This is a genomic window from Chitinasiproducens palmae (assembly GCF_900095735.1).
GTDB classification, from domain to species: Bacteria; Pseudomonadota; Gammaproteobacteria; order Burkholderiales; family Burkholderiaceae; genus Chitinasiproducens; species Chitinasiproducens palmae.
Genome location: NZ_FNLO01000001.1, coordinates 424,514 through 438,815 on the forward strand (window position 1 = coordinate 424,514; position 14,302 = coordinate 438,815).

The following is a 14,302-nucleotide window of genomic DNA, read 5'->3' on the forward strand; positions in this document are numbered from 1 at the left end:
TGATGGCGGCGACCGTCGACACCCGCATCGCGACGATTCTGCAGCGCGCCACCGGACTCGAGCCCGCGTTGTTGGGCCCGAGCGCGGTCCGTCACGCGTTGCAGGCGCGGATGCAAACGCGCGACATCTGCGAGACCGGCGAATACGCACGCGTCCTGGCGGCGGACGCCGCGGAGCTGCAGGCGCTGATCGAGGCGGTGGTCGTTCCCGAGACCTGGTTTTTCCGGCATCCCGGTGCCTTTACCGCGCTGCTGGCACGTTTGCCGCAACGCATCCGGCGGCCGGGCGACGGACCGCTGCACATCCTGTGTGCGCCCTGTTCGACGGGCGAGGAAGCCTACTCGATCGCCATCGCGCTGCTCGATGCCGGACTCGCTCCCGAGCAATTCGAGATCGATGCGCGCGACATCAGCGCGGCCGCACTTGCGATGGCGCGTCGGGGAATTTACGGAAACAACGCGTTCCGATCGCACGACCTGGCCTTCCGCGCCCGCCATTTCACGCCGCAGGACGGCGGCTGGCGTATCGACGACCGGGTGCGTGCGTCGGTGCGCTTCGGCGTGGGCAATCTGGTCGCGCGCGAATTCGGCGCGGGCCAACGCTTCGACGCGATCTTCTGTCGAAACGTGTTGATCTATTTCCCGCGCGAGGTCCAGCTCGGCGTGTTGAACACGCTTACGCAGCGGCTGGCCGACGATGGCCTGCTGTTCGTCGGGCCGGCCGAAGGCAGTCTGGCGTTGGCCGCCGGGCTGCGCAGCCTTGCCGAACATGGCGCTTTCGGCTTCTTCCGGTCAAGCGCGGCCGGTGCGCTGCCGCGCCGGACGCCTTTCGGCGGCGTTCGTCGCGACGGTGTGCCGAACGCCGGCGCCAGACTCGGCGGCGGGCAAACCGCGACACTGTCCAGCGCGCGCCGAAGTGCCGCGCTGGCCGCGCCTGGCGGAGCGGCGCAGGGCGCCCTCGGGCGCCCTGCCGCCGCGCCAGCGCCGCGGCCGCCCGCGGGCACCGCAGCGTCGCTTGCGCCGCCCCGTGCCGGCGGCGCGCAGACGGCTGCGCAAAACCGGCGCGCTGAATCGGCAGTCTCGGCAGTCTCGGCAGTCGCGATGCCGAAGCCAGGGCCGGCGAGCGGGCCGACCGCGTCGCTGTCGCCCGGCGCCACCGCCGTTGCGGCGGCCGTACGCCACGCGACGACGCTCTCGGATGCGGGGCGGCTCGACGCGGCCGATGCCGCGCTCGGCGAGGCGCTGGCGACGTATGGACCATCGGCCGATGCGTTCTACCTGAAAGGCGCGCTGGCCGACGCGCGCGGCCGCGCGGACGATGCGCTGGACTGCTACCGCAAGGCGCTGTATCTCGACGCCAATCATCGCGACACCCTCCTGATGTTGAGCGCGCGTCTGGAGGCGCGCGGCGACCGCGACGGCGCGCGGCGTTTATTGGGTCGGGCCCGACGCGCCGAAGCGCAGGCGGGTGGGGGCGGGCAGGCGAGCGGGGTTGAGCAATGACCGTCGACGTTACCGACGACAGCACCGATGGCGGTCAGGGCGGCCCGAGCGGCGGCGGTGCCCCGCAGGCGAATGCGGAGCGCCCCGCCACGGCGGGGACGCCAGCGATGCACGCGGTGCCAGCGCGCTTCGAGGCGGTCGACGATTGCTGGAACCGGATCGGCGTCTACGGCGACGCCAGTTGCGAACGGCTGGCCGAGGCAATTCACTGTCGCAACTGCGAGGTATACGCCAGCGCGGCGATTCGATTATTGGACCGCGTGCCTGTGGATATGGCGGCGCCGGGCCTGGACGACACCGTGCCGCGTGCACCGGGCATGGAAAGCGGCGCGGACGGCGCGCTGGCCGGCGCATCGGATGTCGCATCGACGGGTGCATCGACGGGTGCATCAAAGGGTGCATCGACGGGTGCATCAACGGGTGCATTGAATGACGCAGCGGACGGCGATGCAGCGGTCATCGGGCGTTTCCTGGTGTTTCGGGTGGGCGACGAATGGCTGGGCCTGTCCGCGCGGGCCATCGCGCAGGTGGTGCCGGAGCCGCCGATCGTGCCGATCGCCAAGCGCCGCGGCGGCTTGCGCCCGGGTATTGCCAATGTCGCGGGCGCGCCGACCGTGGCGCTGCGCCTGGCGCGCCTGTTGGAAATCGCCGAACGTCCGCGGCAGGGCGGCTTGAGCGTCGTGTTCGAGCACGACGGGCACCGTACCCTGCTCGCGGTGGATGAAGTGGCCGATGTGATCACGGTGCGCGCCTTGCACCGTCTGCCCGCAACGCTGGATCGGGCACTGCAACACTACGCATTCGCCACCGCGGTGTGGCGCGATCGTCCGGTCGGGCTGCTCGACGCCGAGCGCCTGAACGAGGGCATCGCCAGGGGGCTGCGATGACGGGCGGTGGCATGGATTTCTCGAATATGTCGCTGCTGGAGTTGTTCGCGCAGGAAGCCGAACAACAGGCGCAGGTGCTCAGTGACGGTTTGCTGGTGCTGGAGCGCGCCCCCGACGACGCCGTGACGCTCGAAGCGTGCATGCGGGCGGCGCATTCGCTGAAGGGCGCCGCCCGCATCGTCGGCGTCGATGCCGGCGTTGCCCTGGCGCACGCGATGGAAGACGCTTTCGTCGCTGCCCAGCACGGCGACCGCCGTCTCGTTGCCGGCGATCTCGACACCTTGTTCGCCTGCGTGGACGAGTTGCGCGCGCTCGGCATACCCGGCCGTGCGCCAGCGGCCGAGCGCATCGAGGCGTTGATCGCGGCACTCGCTTCACCGGCGGCGCTGCCGCCTGGCGGCGCCGGCGCGCCGCATCACGTGCCGGACGCCGGCGGTGGCATCGCAGGCGGAGCGGACGACCCAGCGCTCGGGAGGGCATCGGACGGCGACAGACCGGCGCGCGACGAGCCGGACGGTGGGGCGGTAGCGCACGAAGCACACGAAGCGCTTGCGGGGCCCTACCGGGCAAGCGCGGCGGCTGCGGATGTCGACGTCGATGCGCCCATCGACGCGCACGCCGAACCGGCGACCGTGCCGGACGCTGACGGCGCCGTCGCCGCTGCGAATCACGGACCGGGCGCGACCGGATCGGGGAACGGCGACGGGAAAGACAGCGCGGCGGGCGCCACCCGGACGCATGGCAAGGAACCGGGCGCGAGCGCCGACAAGAGCGGCGAACGCACGTTGCGGGTCGGTGCCGCCCGCCTGGATCGGCTGCTTGCGCTGTCCGGGCAGACGCTGGTGGAAACGCGTCGGCTTGCACCGCTGGGCCTCGAACTCGCCGCCCTGCATCGTCGCCAGCACGACTTGCGCCGTTCGCTGACCACGCTGCGGCAGGCGCTCAATACCGAACCCGCATTGGCGGCCGGGCCGCCAGGGCGGGCCAGCTCGGATGCGGCGGCGAGCGCGCATGGCGCCGAGATCGGGTCACTGTCGACGACGGTAGCAGGTGTCCTTGCGACGTTGCAGGACCAGATCGACGAAAACGCCGCCGCCGTTTCTCGTTTTCAAGCGGCCTTCGATGCATTCGAGCGCAGCCAGTTCGCGCAGGCCGAACGCTTGTACGAGCAGACCCTGGCGATGCGGATGCGGCCGTTTGGCGACCTCACGCCGGCCTACCCACGTGCGATGCGGGACCTGTCGCGCACCTTGGGCAAGCCGGTGACCTTCGACATCGAGGGCACGGCCACGCCAGTCGACCGGGACATCCTGTCGATGCTCGACGCGCCCCTCGGTCACCTGCTACGCAACGCGCTGGACCACGGCATCGAGCCGCCGGAGGAGCGCGCCGCCGCGGGCAAGCCGGCGGCCGGCCACATCGTGTTGAGCGCGGCGCATCGGGCCGGCGCGCTGGAGATTACGGTGAGCGACGACGGTCGCGGTGTCGATGTGGAGGCAGTGCGTCGCCGGGTGATCGCGCGCGGGCTCGCCGACCGCTCGGTTGCCGCGCGCCTGTCCGAGCCGGAGCTGCTCGAATTCCTGTTCCTACCGGGCTTTTCGCTGCGCGACGCGGTCACCGACGTGTCGGGCCGCGGCGTCGGCCTGGACGCGGTCCAGGCAATGGTTCGCGAAGTGCACGGCATCCTGCGTATCGTGCAGACGCGTGGCGCGGGCACGCGCTTCGTGCTGGTCTTGCCGTTGACGCGTTCGGTGATGCGCTGTCTGATCGCCGAGGTCGACGAGACCCCGTTCGCGTTCCCGCTGGCGCGCGTGGAGGCCGCGTTGCGACTGCCGCGCGATGGCGTGCAGCGAGTCGAGGGCCGCGAGCACTTCGAGCGCGATGGGCGCAGCGTTGCGCTGGTTAGCGCACGGCAGGTCTTGGGCGGGGTGGGCGGCGCGCCGACGGCGAGCGGGCGGCCCGGCCGCGGCAGCGACGACGCGATGCAGATTCTGATCGTCGGCGATGACGCGCCCTATGGGCTGGCGGTCGACGGCTTTGTCGGCGAGCGGCCCGTCGTCGTCCACGCGCTCGATCCGCGCCTCGGCAAGGTCGAGGACGTCGCGGCCATCGGCTTGCTCGACGACGGCAGTCCGGTCCTGATCGTCGATGTCGACGACCTGCTGAATTCACTGGCGAAGTTCTCGGCCTCCCGACGCTTCGAGGAAATCGCCAAACCTGCGGAGGCAGGTGACGTGGCACGCGCCAAGCGTGTGCTGGTCGTCGACGATTCGCTGACGGTGCGCGAATTGGAACGCACCTTGCTGGTCTCCCGTGGCTACGCGGTGATGGTCGCCGTCGACGGCGTCGATGCGCTCAATGCGCTGCATGGCACGGCGTTCGACCTGGTCATTACGGACGTCGACATGCCACGGATGGACGGCATCGAACTGGTCCGGACGCTGCGGCGCGAGCCGGAGCTGGCCCGCTTGCCGGTGATGATCGTGTCGTACAAGGATCGTGAGGAGGACCGGCAGCGCGGTCTGGAGGCCGGGGCAGATTACTATCTGGCGAAGGGCAGCTTCCACGACGCAGGGCTGCTCGACGCGGTGAACGACCTGATCGGGGAGGCGTTCGAATGAGGATTGCGATCGTCAACGACTTGCCACTGGCAGTGGCCGCGCTGTCTCAGACAGTGACGGCGCGCGGTGGTCACGAGATCGCCTGGGTTGCGTCGGACGGCGAGCGCGCCATCGCGCAATGCGCGCTCGATCGACCAGATCTGATCCTGATGGATCTGATCATGCCCCGCGTCGATGGCGTGGAAGCGACGCGCCGCATCATGGCCGCCACGCCGTGCCCGATTCTGATCGTGACGGTCGATATCGGCGCGAACGTACCGAGGGTGTACGACGCGATGGCCTACGGTGCGCTCGACGCGGTCGACACGCCTTCGCTCGCCGGCGCCGATGCCGGGCGTGCGTCCGCGCCACTGCTGGAAAAGATTGCGCGTATCGCGCAGATGCATCGTGACGCCGAGGTGCCGGCGGCGCTGCCCGTAGCGGGCGCGCAGGCACGTGCGCTGCCGGCGGCGCTACTGGCGATCGGCGCATCGGCTGGCGGCCCGGGCGCGCTGGCCCGCATTCTCGGCGGCCTGCCAGAGATGCTCAGGACGGTCGCCGGCGGTGCCGAACCGCCGGCGGTGGTGATCGTCCAGCACGTCGATGCCAGTTTTGCCGAGGGCATGGCGTCGTGGCTGGATTCCCAGACGACGTTGCCGGTCCGCGTGGCCGAGGCGGGCGAGGCCCCGGTCGCTGGCTCAATCTTGCTTGCCGCCACCAACGACCATCTCGAACTGGACGCCGGATGCCGGCTGCGGTACACGCCGGAACCGCGCGCGGCCTTGTATCGTCCATCGGTCGATGTCTTTTTCGACAGCGTCGTGCGACATTGGCAAGGCGAAGCGGTTGGTGTGCTGCTGACGGGCATGGGCCGCGACGGCGCACTGGGCCTGCGCGCGATGCGCCGCAAGGGCTTCTTCACGATCGCGCAGGACAAGGAGACGTCGGCGGTCTACGGCATGCCGAAAGCGGCCGCCGAGCTCGATGCCGCCAGCGAAATCCTGCCGTTGGACTGGATCGCGCGCGCGGCGGCGCGCGCGCTGTACGCGGCGGGTCGGCGATAGACCGCCACTGTTGCCGGATTTCCCGCGCTTCCTGGGTGAATGCGATAACATGGCGCCTGAATTGGTTTGCCTCCACCGTTTCCCTGCCCGCCAATATGTTCCGCGCGGGCCGACGCAGGACGAGCTTCGGCGTGATGCCGGGCCGCTCCTTCGGATTGCAATGTCATGATCGACCCTCTCAGCCGCGCCGACAGCCCGCACGGCGCCCGTGCAACGCTGCGCGACGCCAACGTTGAAGCCCGCGCAATGGTGTTGCTGGTCGATGACCAGCCTTTCGTCGCGGAGGCCGTGCGGCGCGCGTTGGCGAGCGAGCCGGCCATCGACTTCCATTACGTCTCCGATCCGCATCAGGCGCTGGCCGCCGCGCGCCAGCTGAAGGCCACGGTGATCCTGCAGGACCTCGTCATGCCTGGGGTCGACGGCCTCGACCTGGTGAGGCAGTATCGCGCGGACCGGAGCACTCGTGACATCCCGATCATCGTGCTCTCGACCAAGGAAGAGCCGGCGGTCAAGAGTGCGGCGTTTTCCGCCGGCGCCAACGACTACCTCGTCAAGCTGCCCGATGCAATCGAGCTGATCGCGCGTGTTTGCCACCACTCGCGCGCGTATCGGAACCAATTGGAGCGCGACGAAGCGTATCGCGCGCTGCGCGAAAGCCAGCAAAAGCTGCTGGAGATGAATCTTGAACTGCAGCGGCTGACTCACCTGGACGGTTTGACAGGGCTGTCGAACCGGCGCTACTTCGACGAGTATCTGGGGGTCGAGTGGCGGCGCGCGGTGCGTGAGCGTCACGCGGTCGGCCTGTTGATGATCGACGTCGACGCGTTCAAGTCCTACAACGACACGTACGGTCACGTGGCCGGCGACGAGGCGCTGAAGCAGGTGGCCGGCGTGCTGCGCGCGGTGTGCCAGCGCGCGCCGGATCTGCCGGCGCGCTATGGCGGCGAGGAATTCGCGGTGATTCTGCCCGGTGCGACGCAACTCGGTGCGCGCCTGATCGCCGAGAAGACCCGCACGTCGGTAGAGGCACTCGGCCTTGCGCATGCCGCGTCCGAGGTCGCGTCGATCCTCACCGTCAGCATCGGGGTGGCGGTGCAGACGCCGGAGGACGACGCGTTGCGCTGCCCGTTGATCGAGCTGGCCGACAGCGCCTTGTATCGCGCCAAGCGCAGCGGCAAGAATCGGGTCGTGTTCTGACGGCGTTCAGTGCAGTCCCTGGCATTCGGCCAGGGCGGCGGCGGCCAGCGCATGGTCGTCGCGCTGCGGCAAGCCCGACACTGCCAGGCTGCCGACGCAACCGAGGCCGGCGATGCGCAGTGGCACGGCGCCACCGTAGGGCGCGAAGGCAGCCGGATCCAGGCCGAAACGTTCGCTCAGCGACTTGCCCTCGCGCTGCAACTGCAGGCCGACCGACAACGAGGCGCGGTCGAAGTGCCGCGCAAGGCGTGCCTTGCGTTGCACCCACAGCGCGTGGCTCGACGTGGTGCCCGGCATCGCATAATGGAAGCGCAACTGCTCGCCGACCACGATCTCGACCGTCACCGGCCGGGTCGCGAGCGCCACGACCCGGCTGCCAAGTCGCCAGAGCGCATCGCCATCGAGTGGTGGGGTACAGAGCCGGGCTTCCTGCTCGGCCAGCGCGGCCAGTTCATCGTCGAGGGTCATGATCGCAAGCCTGTGGCGTGGCGTCGGGCAGTTCAGCGCAGCGGCTGGCCGCGCTGTGCGTTGGCACAAGGGCTGCGCAAGCGGCCCAATGGTGGAGGAGAAAAGATGAATCGCATTGAATTCATGCTGCGGGGCGACTTCATCCCGCTGAACGATCTGCTGAAAGTCACCGGCCTGGTGGCGAGCGGCGGCGCGGGCAAGGTCGCGGTGGCCCAGGGTGAAGTCACGGTCGACGGCGAAGTCGAGTTGCGCAAGACGCGCAAGATCGTCGCCGGGCAGACGGTGGGCTACGGCGATACCCGCATAAGGGTGTCCGCGCCATGACTTGCCGCGCGACGCGCCCGCATTGCCGTGCGGATGCCGCGGCGCGGTTGCACGCGGCGGCACGCAGGTAGCCGGTAGCGCCGAGCCAGCCCTGCGGCCACTTGCGAATCCGGGCAGTGAATTCCCGACCCGGCGCGACCCGGCCCGCCTCAGGTCTGCGCAAGTGCTGCGCGAACCTTCTGCGCCAGCGCTTCCAGGCGTTCGGTCGGCACCGGCTCCGTCGCGTGCGCCCGCAGCGGCGCATCTTCCTGACGCGGAATCACGTGGAAATGGCAGTGGAACACGGTCTGCCCGGCGGCGCTGCCGTTCATCTGCACGACCTGGATGCCTGGCGCGTCGAACGCCTGCTTGGCCGCGCGCGCCAGCTTCTGCACGACGACGATCGTCTCGCGCGCGGCCTCGGCCGACAGGTCCAGCAGCGACGCGGCGCCTTCGCGCGGGATCACCAGCAGATGGCCTTCCGCTTGCGGCATGATGTCCATGAACGCGATCGTGTGTGCGTCCTCGTAGACCTTCACGCAGGGCAGTTCGCCGCGCAGAATCCTCGCGAAGATATTGTCTGTCTGGTAGCTCATGGCGTCGTCGTGGGCTGGTAACGGTTGCGCCCGATTATACGCGGGCGCGACGCTGCGACGGAGCCGACAGGGCGCCTCCTCTGGCCGCGCCGCGGTATCGCCGATAGTCAGTCGCGCGGGTCCGCCGCGCGGTAGAGCGCGCGCACGAAATCCGACTGGGTGATCACGCCAACCAGGCGTTGCTCGCCGTCGATGACCGGAATGTGGTGGTGACCGTCGTCCGAGAAGACCGGCACCAGCTCGCTGACGCGCCGGTCCACGCTCGCGACGCGCACTTCGCGCGTCATGATCTGGCCGACCACCTCCGGCTTGTCGCCGTGCACGCGACCGCTCGGTCGCAGCAGGTGCCGCAGCCGCATACCGATGCCGTCACGCTGGCCCAGGTCGGCCTCGCGGAGAAAGTCGGCGCGTGTGATGATGCCGACAATGCGGCGGCTGCGGTCGATCACCGGCAGCGCCTTGATGCGGCGAGCGAGCATCAACGACCATGCTTCGTCGAGCGGCGTGCCGAATTGCACGGCGAGCGGGTCGCGCGACATGACATCGGCGCAGCGCAGGTCGCCGAAGCGACGCTGATACGCTGCCGCCTCGGCATATTGCAGCAGCGCTTCGAGGTCGTCGCGGCTGACATCGAGCACTTGATTGTAGTGCGCGAGCGCTGCATCGAGATCGGTCGCGCTGAAGCGGCTCGAGCGCGCCGGCGCCGCGGGCGGCGCATGCGGCACGTGCGGATAGCGGCGCCCCAGCAGGCGGTTGTACGCGATGCCCGTCGCGGTCAGCAGCAGGCAGTTCACGAGCACCGGAAACAGTACAAACTTGACGCCGACCGCGCCCAGCGCGCACAGCAGCGCGGCGGCGCCGCCCGGCGGGTGCAGGCAGCGCATCTGGAACATCACCCCGATGGCGATGCCGACCGCGGCCGCGCCGGCCAGCGCCGGGTCGGGTATCGCCATCGCGCAGACCGCCCCGACCAGTGCCGACAGCGAGTTGCCGCCGATCACCGACCACGGTTGCGCCAGCGGGCTCGCCGGCACCGCGAAGACCAGGACCGCGCTTGCGCCCATCGGCGCGACCAGCCAGGCGCCGGCGCCGCCGCCGCCCCAACGGCTGAGCAGGCCGGCGAGCAGGATGCCGATCGCGCCGCCGATGGCGCTGCGCCAGCGTTCACGCGCATCGACGCGCATCGCTGCCGGCCAGAAGGGCGCGAGCGCGGCGCGCAGACCTTGCGTGAAAGTGCGCTCAGCCATGCTGGGCGGCCTTCGTTGACCTGCCCACCGTCAGCGCCTGCGCGCGGCCGATCGGGCGCCGCGCGCGCACCGCATCGAACGTGGCCGGGCGCCTGGTCGGAAGCGTGGTCGGGAGCATGAAGCCGCCGCCGCCGTCAGGGTGCATCGTCGGCAAACGCGTCGCGTGCCACTGCGAGTGCGTTGAGCGCGGCGGGGAAACCGGCGTAGACGGCCATCTGCATGATGGTTTCGATGATTTCCTCTCGGCTGATGCCTACGTTGAGACCGGCACGAATGTGAACGCGCAACTGCGGGGCGGCATTGCCGAGCGCGCTCAATGCCGCGATCGTCGCAATTTCGCGCGCCCGCAGATCGAGGCCCGGACGCGCGTAGATGTCGCCGAACGGAAACTCCAGCAGATAGGTTGCGAAGTCTGGCGCGATGTCGGCGAGTGCTTCGACGACCCGCGCGCCGGCTTCGCCGTCAACCTCGTTCAACATCCGCCGGCCGCGTTCGAGGCGGCTTTCGGGCGGGGTGGGCTTGCTTTGCTGTGTGTGTGTCACGTTCGATGCTTCCTGCGGCGCCGGCATAGCCGGCTATCTTGTCGTCGAGGACGGCAAGCGCCGCCTGCAGTAACGCGATCCTTTGCCGTACCTCGTCCCGATGCACAGTCAGCAACGCTTGACGCTGCCCCGACGTGGCAGGCCCGGCCGCGCGCAGCTGCGCATAGCGCAACATCTCGCGGATTGGCATGCCGGTCTGTTTCAGGCGACCCAGAAAGGCGAGCCACGTCAGGACGGACGGATTGTAGTCCCGTTGGCCGCCGCCGTCGCGAGGCGTGGCGGGCAGCAGCCCGATGCGTTCGTAATAGCGGAGCGTATGCGCACTCAAGCCGGTACGCCGTGCAAGTTCGCCGATCTTCACGTGTGCTGTCCTGTCATCTTGTGCGTGATGGTGCGACTTAGAGCGGACTCGAAGTCAAGCGCCGCGTGCTGAGATCCTTGAGGGTCGTGCAGCCGGCGCGGCGTGCGCTCCGGCCGCGGCGGTGGACGCGCGCACGGTCAGCACCGCGTCGAACAGCAGTTCCCGCGGCGCGCCCGCATAGCCGCCGATGCGCTCGTCGAGGCACGCGACGGCGGCCGCGCCGATGTCCGCGGTGGGCTGGCGCAGGGTCGTGATGCCATCCACGGCCAGTGGCAGCCAGCCGGGTTCGTCAAAACTGGCCAGCCCCGGATGCAGCGCGCCGGCGGCGCCGCCCGGACCCGCGGGCGGGTTGGCGCGTGCGCGCTGCAACGCCAGCGCAACCAGCAGCATCGTCTGGCCATTCCCGCTCACGATGGCGACGCGCGCGCGGGCGCTGGCCTCGAACGCCGGCATAAGCCGTGCGTCGATCGCCGCGGGCGTATCGGCGCGGGTCACGACGATTGTCTCGAATGGCAGCCCCGCTTCGGTCACGCGTTGACGCAGCGCGGCCTCGCGTTCGCGCCGCGAGCTGATGCGCGTATGCGGACCGGTCACGTAGTAGTAGCGCGAGAACCCGGAAGACAGCAGGTGATCGGCCAGCAGCGAGGCAGCCCGCGCATTGTCGAGACCGACGATGTCGCAATTCAGGCCGCTCTGGCGGCGGTCGACCAGCACGGTCGGCGTGCCGGCGGAAACGACGCGGCGCAACGCCGTGCCGCTCATGCCGACCGGGTTGACGATCACGCCGTCGACCCGGTATGTCTGGAGCAGATCGAGATAGCGGCGCTCGAGTTCGCTCGCATTGGCGGCGTTGCAGAGCACCGGCATCAGGCCGGCACGGCCGCACGCTGCTTCGACGCCCCCCATCACTTCGACGGAATAGGGATTGTCGAGATCGGCGACGAGCATTCCGACCAGGCGGGTTCGACCAGCGCGCAAGCCCCGCGCCATCTGGCTCGGCCGGTAACCCAGCTCGGCGATGGCGGCGCCGATGCGTTCGCGGATCGCCGCGGACAGGATGTCGGTTTCGCCGTTGAGGAAGCGCGACACACTGGTCTTGCCGACGCCGGCCGACGCAGCCACGTCGGCGATGGTCGGTGCCCGAGCGCTGGCTGCCCGGGCGCTCAACGCTTGGCCCATGCCGCCGGGTTGACGGTGTTCGGCAGTTCGTTGCGGATCAGGGCGGCAATCAGATTGTCGGCCGCCTGCATCGCCATCGCCACGCGCGTTTCTTCGGTTGCGGACCCGATGTGCGGCAGCGGCACGACGTTCGGCAGTCGCAGCAGCGCCGAGTCGGCCGAGACCGGCTCGTGCTCGAACACGTCCAGCCCCGCGGCGCGGACGCGTCCTTCGGTCAGCGCCGCGATCAGGGCGGCTTCATCGATGACGGCGCCGCGCGACGCGTTGATCAGGATCGCGTCCGGCTTCATCAACGACAGTTCGCGGCTGCCGATCATGCCGCGCGTCGCGTCGGTCAGCGGCACCTGCAGGCAGACGAAGTCCGCTTCCCCCAGCAGCGTGTCGAGCGAACACAAGCGCGCGCCATAGGTGCGTTCGGCCGTCTCGTCGCGGTGGCGGCCGTGGTACAGCACCTTCATGCCGAAACCCAGCGCGGCGCGGCGCGCGACGGCCTGGCCAATGCGACCCAGTCCGATAATGCCGATGGTCTTGTGGTGCACATCGACACCGTAGAGTTCCGCGCCGATACTTTTCTGCCAACGACCGGCACGAACGTAGTCGGCCAACTCGACCACGCGTCGCGCGGTGGCGAGGACCAGCGCGAAGACGGTGTCGGCGGTGGTTTCGGTCAGGACATCAGGGGTATGGGACAGTACGACGTGGCGCGCGTCGAGAGCGGCCAGGTCGAACTTGTCGATGCCGACCGAGACCGTGGCGATGGCGCGCAGCCGCGTCGCGCGCGACAGTTCGGCCGCGCCGATGGCCACGCTCGAACCCAGCGCACCGTCCACCTGGGCCAGCGCGTCAGCCAGTGCGTCGGGATTGGCACGCAGGCCATCGATGCGCTCGATCGAGAAATGCTCGGCCAGCCTGGCCTCGACGGCGTCCGGTTGCGCGCGGTAGATAAGGATGCGAGGTTTCATGACGGATCAGGGAAGGCGATGAGGCGCGCCGCACGGATGCGCGGCGCACGGTGGCTAGACGGGATGATGCTTGCAACGGCACCCGGACGGCTCAACGCGCGCCAGTGACCGATACGTCGCGCGCGGCCTGCCTGGGCACCTTCACCATGATGGTCAGCACCACCGACGCGAACAGCGCGACCGCCATGAAGACGTACGACGCGGCCGGGCTGCCGGTGCTGCCGTTCAGGTAGCCGACGACATACGAGCCGACGAAGGAGCCGAGCGCGCCCATGCTGTTGATCAGGGCCATCGCGCCGCCGGCCACGCTTTTCGGCAGCAGTTCCGGCACGATGGCGAAGAACGGACCATACGGCGCATACATGCTCGCGCCCGCAATGACGAGCAGCGTGTACGACAACCAGAAGTGATGGGCGCCAAGCAGGTAGGAGCCAACGAACGCGAATGCGCCGACCAGCAGCAGCGGCCATACGAACAGCGTGCGGTTGCGGGTGCGATCGGAGGCCCAGGACGCGAGCAGCATCGCGATGGTCGCGGCAAGGTAGGGCAGCGCCGACAGCCAGCCGGTCTCGACCATGCCGAACGCGGAAGCATTCTTCAGGATCGAAGGCAGCCATAGCACGAAGCCATATACGCCGATGCTCCAGCAGAAATACTGTGCGCACAGCTTGATCACGGCTGGGCTGCGAAATGCCTCGCCGTAGTTGCGGACCGGTGCGATCTGGCGCTGTTCCTCGCGCAGCGTGGCTTCCAGCACTTCGCGTTCGGCTGGTTGCAGCCAGCGCGACTGCGCCGGACGGTCCTGCACGATGAACCACCAGCAGACTGCCCAGAGCACCGCCGGAATGCCTTCGGCGATGAACATGTGCCGCCAGCCGAAGCTGTCGACGAGGTAGCCGGACAGCACCGACATCCAGAGGATCGTGACCGGGTTGCCAAGGATCAGGAACGTGTTCGCGCGGGAGCGCTCGCCGCGCGTGAACCAGTTGCTGATGAAAATCAACATGGCCGGCATCACCGCGGCCTCCACCACGCCGAGCAGGAAACGGACGGCGATCAGACCTTCGAGATTGCTCACGAAGCCGGTGGCCGCCGCCAGCAGCCCCCATGCAATCAGGCTTGCAAAGACAAGCTTCTTGACGCTGCGCTTCTCCGCGTAGATCGCGCCGGGGATCTGGAAAAAGAAATAGCCCAGAAAAAACAGCGCGCCAAGGAGCGACGACATGCCGTGGGTGATGCCGAGGTCGCGATTGATGCCAGCCGCCGCCGCGAAGCCGTAGTTCGCACGATCGAGGTAGGCGAGGCTGTAGGTGATGAAGACCACCGGCATGATGTACCACCAGCGGCGTATCGGAAGCGCGTGCGATTGCATGATTGTCTCCTTGTCCTTGCTG

At 69.0% G+C, this 14,302-nt stretch carries 14 protein-coding genes; 6 read left to right on the forward strand and 8 right to left on the reverse strand.

The features are described 5' to 3' along the window. Positions 1-2 precede the first annotated feature (2 nt). The 5 genes from BLU54_RS01525 to BLU54_RS01545 all read left to right on the forward strand — a co-directional run bounded on the left by BLU54_RS01525 (position 3) and on the right by BLU54_RS01545 (position 7,250). Complete coding sequence (locus BLU54_RS01525) at positions 3-1,502, forward strand: CheR family methyltransferase (RefSeq protein WP_170844975.1); 1,500 nt, start codon at positions 3-5, stop codon at positions 1,500-1,502. Beyond that, positions 1,499-2,389 carry a chemotaxis protein CheW gene (locus BLU54_RS01530; RefSeq protein ID WP_091903851.1) on the forward strand — a complete coding sequence of 297 codons (891 nt, stop codon included), beginning with the start codon at positions 1,499-1,501 and terminating at the stop codon, positions 2,387-2,389. Before BLU54_RS01525 ends, BLU54_RS01530 begins: the two co-directional genes overlap by 4 nt. Next, positions 2,386-5,010: a hybrid sensor histidine kinase/response regulator gene (locus tag BLU54_RS01535; protein WP_235837740.1), complete on the forward strand. Its 2,625-nt coding sequence runs from the start codon at positions 2,386-2,388 to the stop codon at positions 5,008-5,010. The genes BLU54_RS01530 and BLU54_RS01535 overlap by 4 nt, the downstream gene beginning before the upstream one ends. After that, positions 5,007-6,053: a chemotaxis-specific protein-glutamate methyltransferase CheB gene (gene cheB / locus BLU54_RS01540; RefSeq protein ID WP_091903854.1), complete on the forward strand. Its 1,047-nt coding sequence runs from the start codon at positions 5,007-5,009 to the stop codon at positions 6,051-6,053. The genes BLU54_RS01535 and cheB overlap by 4 nt, the downstream gene beginning before the upstream one ends. A 165-nt stretch (positions 6,054-6,218) precedes the next feature. Further along, on the forward strand, positions 6,219-7,250 hold the full coding sequence (locus tag BLU54_RS01545; RefSeq protein ID WP_407919386.1) for a diguanylate cyclase: 1,032 nt from the start codon (positions 6,219-6,221) through the stop codon (positions 7,248-7,250). Between the two features lie 6 nt (positions 7,251-7,256). Here BLU54_RS01545 and BLU54_RS01550 read toward each other — a convergent pair whose 3' ends face one another. Next, positions 7,257-7,718 carry a heme-degrading domain-containing protein gene (locus BLU54_RS01550; protein WP_091903855.1) on the reverse strand — a complete coding sequence of 154 codons (462 nt, stop codon included), beginning with the start codon at positions 7,716-7,718 and terminating at the stop codon, positions 7,257-7,259. Positions 7,719-7,823: 105 nt separating this feature from the next. On the opposite strand from BLU54_RS01550, the gene BLU54_RS01555 reads away from it, so the two are divergent. Next, positions 7,824-8,042, forward strand: a complete 219-nt coding sequence (locus tag BLU54_RS01555) for an RNA-binding S4 domain-containing protein (RefSeq protein WP_091903857.1) — start codon at positions 7,824-7,826, stop codon at positions 8,040-8,042. Positions 8,043-8,191: 149 nt separating this feature from the next. On the opposite strand, the gene BLU54_RS01560 is transcribed toward BLU54_RS01555, so the two are convergent. From BLU54_RS01560 to BLU54_RS01590, 7 genes are all read right to left on the reverse strand, one after another. Continuing rightward, the gene (locus BLU54_RS01560) at positions 8,192-8,617 is read right to left on the reverse strand and encodes an HIT family protein (protein ID WP_091903859.1); all 426 of its coding nucleotides are present in this window, start codon (positions 8,615-8,617) and stop codon (positions 8,192-8,194) included. Between the two features lie 107 nt (positions 8,618-8,724). Beyond that, positions 8,725-9,864 (reverse strand): HPP family protein, encoded by a 1,140-nt coding sequence (locus tag BLU54_RS01565; protein WP_091903861.1) that lies wholly within the window; start codon positions 9,862-9,864, stop codon positions 8,725-8,727. Between the two features lie 134 nt (positions 9,865-9,998). After that, complete coding sequence (locus BLU54_RS01570; RefSeq protein WP_091903863.1) at positions 9,999-10,406, reverse strand: carboxymuconolactone decarboxylase family protein; 408 nt, start codon at positions 10,404-10,406, stop codon at positions 9,999-10,001. Further along, a complete protein-coding gene (locus BLU54_RS01575; RefSeq protein ID WP_091903864.1) occupies positions 10,327-10,767 on the reverse strand; it encodes a MerR family transcriptional regulator in 441 nt (146 codons plus the stop codon). Before BLU54_RS01575 ends, BLU54_RS01570 begins: the two co-directional genes overlap by 80 nt. Positions 10,768-10,821: 54 nt before the next feature. Continuing rightward, entirely contained in the window at positions 10,822-11,946 is a 1,125-nt protein-coding gene (locus BLU54_RS01580; RefSeq protein WP_091903865.1) for a LacI family DNA-binding transcriptional regulator, read from the reverse strand. Next, on the reverse strand, positions 11,931-12,908 hold the full coding sequence (locus BLU54_RS01585; protein ID WP_091903867.1) for an NAD(P)-dependent oxidoreductase: 978 nt from the start codon (positions 12,906-12,908) through the stop codon (positions 11,931-11,933). Before BLU54_RS01585 ends, BLU54_RS01580 begins: the two co-directional genes overlap by 16 nt. A 91-nt stretch (positions 12,909-12,999) precedes the next feature. Beyond that, positions 13,000-14,280, reverse strand: coding sequence for an MFS transporter (locus tag BLU54_RS01590; protein ID WP_091903869.1), 1,281 nt, complete (start codon positions 14,278-14,280; stop codon positions 13,000-13,002). Positions 14,281-14,302: the final 22 nt, after the last annotated feature.